We start from the raw sequence: 1,330 nt of genomic DNA, 5'->3' as shown, positions 1-1,330 counted from the left end.
TACTTGAAGCCGGGCGAATTGGATGCCTCATTGAATCAGAAACGCAGGACGGGGCATAACGCCGCCTTAACAGGCAAGCCGCGCACATAAGACTGACCGAAGAACCGCCTTCATTCGGCTTGTCCGGTTGAAGGCATTGTTATGCAGCGGAAAGGAGATAGCAGTGAGTGGAACTTTGACAGTTAAGGAATTGATAAAAGAGTTATTGGAGTACGAAATGCACGAGCCTGTTTTTATTAGCTTGGGTAGTAGCGGGATTAGACCGCAAGGCAGCGCGAAACTTTCCCACACAAACCAGCACGACTCAAATATTACATGCGGATTTGGAGTGTATCTGCATACCGCCGAAACACTTGCTGATATTGATGCATAACGCACCAGCTCAGGCGGACGCCGCTTGCGGCGTGTCGCCTGGAGCGGAGGGTTCGGCGGCACTTGCAAATTTACGCGGCCAATGCCGCTTTGGAGAACGACATGCACAGGAACGAACACACCCGCTGCCACAAGCAGCTTGACGAAGCGCTAAACACGCTGGTTGCAGACTTTATCGAATATTCGGACATCCCGCCGCACCTTGCGACCGTGCATCACTTGCTGACATGGAGCAAAGAGCAAGCGAAGGACGCAGACCACCCGAACACCAAGGGCCGGCACGAGGCGCCCAACGCCGAGGTAACGGGCCGAGCAAGCGCAGCTTGCGAAGGTCCGCGTTGAACGCCGGGTTGGCCGGCACGGAGGAGATATGAGCAAAGACACGCAATGTCCTTATTGTGGCGCGGACGTTGAGATAAACCACGATGCCGGCTACGGCTACGAAGAAGACGACTTGCACCAGCAAGAGTGCGGAGAGTGTGGGAAGACATTCACCTACACCACGGCGATTCATTTCAGCTACTACGCCTACAAGGCCGACTGCCTGAACGATGGCGAACACCAGTACGAAAAAACGAAGACAACCCCGCCAGAGTATGCGCGGTTGCGCTGTAAGGAATGTGGACATGAGAAGCATCTGACGGCCAACGCAAAAATCAGCCCGCCGCGTGACGCGGGTTGAGAACAAGCGCCGCCCGTATTCGGTCGCGGCTGGATTGACGGGTTAGCCGTGCGCCCGATGAAGGCGCGGCAGAACTGGAGAAAACAATGCCAACAGATACCGAGATGCTTGACTTCCTTGAGACGATGGGGAGGCCAACGGGTTTGAAATGGATTGCGCGACCAAGCGTGACAGGGCGCGGCTGGAGATTGCACCAAGACCCGGAAGGAAAGCACGAAACAGCAAGAGAGGCGATAAATGCGGCCATGCAGTGGTTCGGCTACGATACGGCTAACG

Annotated in this window: 4 protein-coding genes; all 4 read left to right on the top strand. The window is 55.6% G+C overall.

Features of this window, described 5'->3' with window-relative positions; translation table 11 throughout:
• Positions 1 to 163 precede the first annotated feature (163 nt).
• A complete protein-coding gene (locus tag PROAA_RS18920) occupies positions 164 to 373 on the top strand; it encodes a hypothetical protein (RefSeq protein WP_222102233.1) in 210 nt (69 codons plus the stop codon).
• 101 nt (positions 374 to 474) lie between these two features.
• Positions 475 to 714, top strand: coding sequence for a hypothetical protein (locus PROAA_RS11520; RefSeq protein ID WP_186411481.1), 240 nt, complete (start codon positions 475 to 477; stop codon positions 712 to 714).
• 28 nt (positions 715 to 742) lie between these two features.
• Complete coding sequence (locus tag PROAA_RS11515) at positions 743 to 1,054, top strand: hypothetical protein (RefSeq protein WP_186411480.1); 312 nt, start codon at positions 743 to 745, stop codon at positions 1,052 to 1,054.
• A gap of 86 nt (positions 1,055 to 1,140) precedes the next feature.
• On the top strand, positions 1,141 to 1,330 hold a 190-nt coding region (locus PROAA_RS18915; RefSeq protein ID WP_222102232.1), incomplete at its 3' end, for a hypothetical protein.

It is taken from the genome of Candidatus Propionivibrio aalborgensis (assembly GCF_900089945.1).
Taxonomy (GTDB): domain Bacteria; phylum Pseudomonadota; class Gammaproteobacteria; order Burkholderiales; family Rhodocyclaceae; genus Propionivibrio; species Propionivibrio aalborgensis.
The sequence above is the reverse complement of the archived record's forward strand: the minus strand, read 5'-3'. Positions and strand labels throughout refer to the sequence as shown.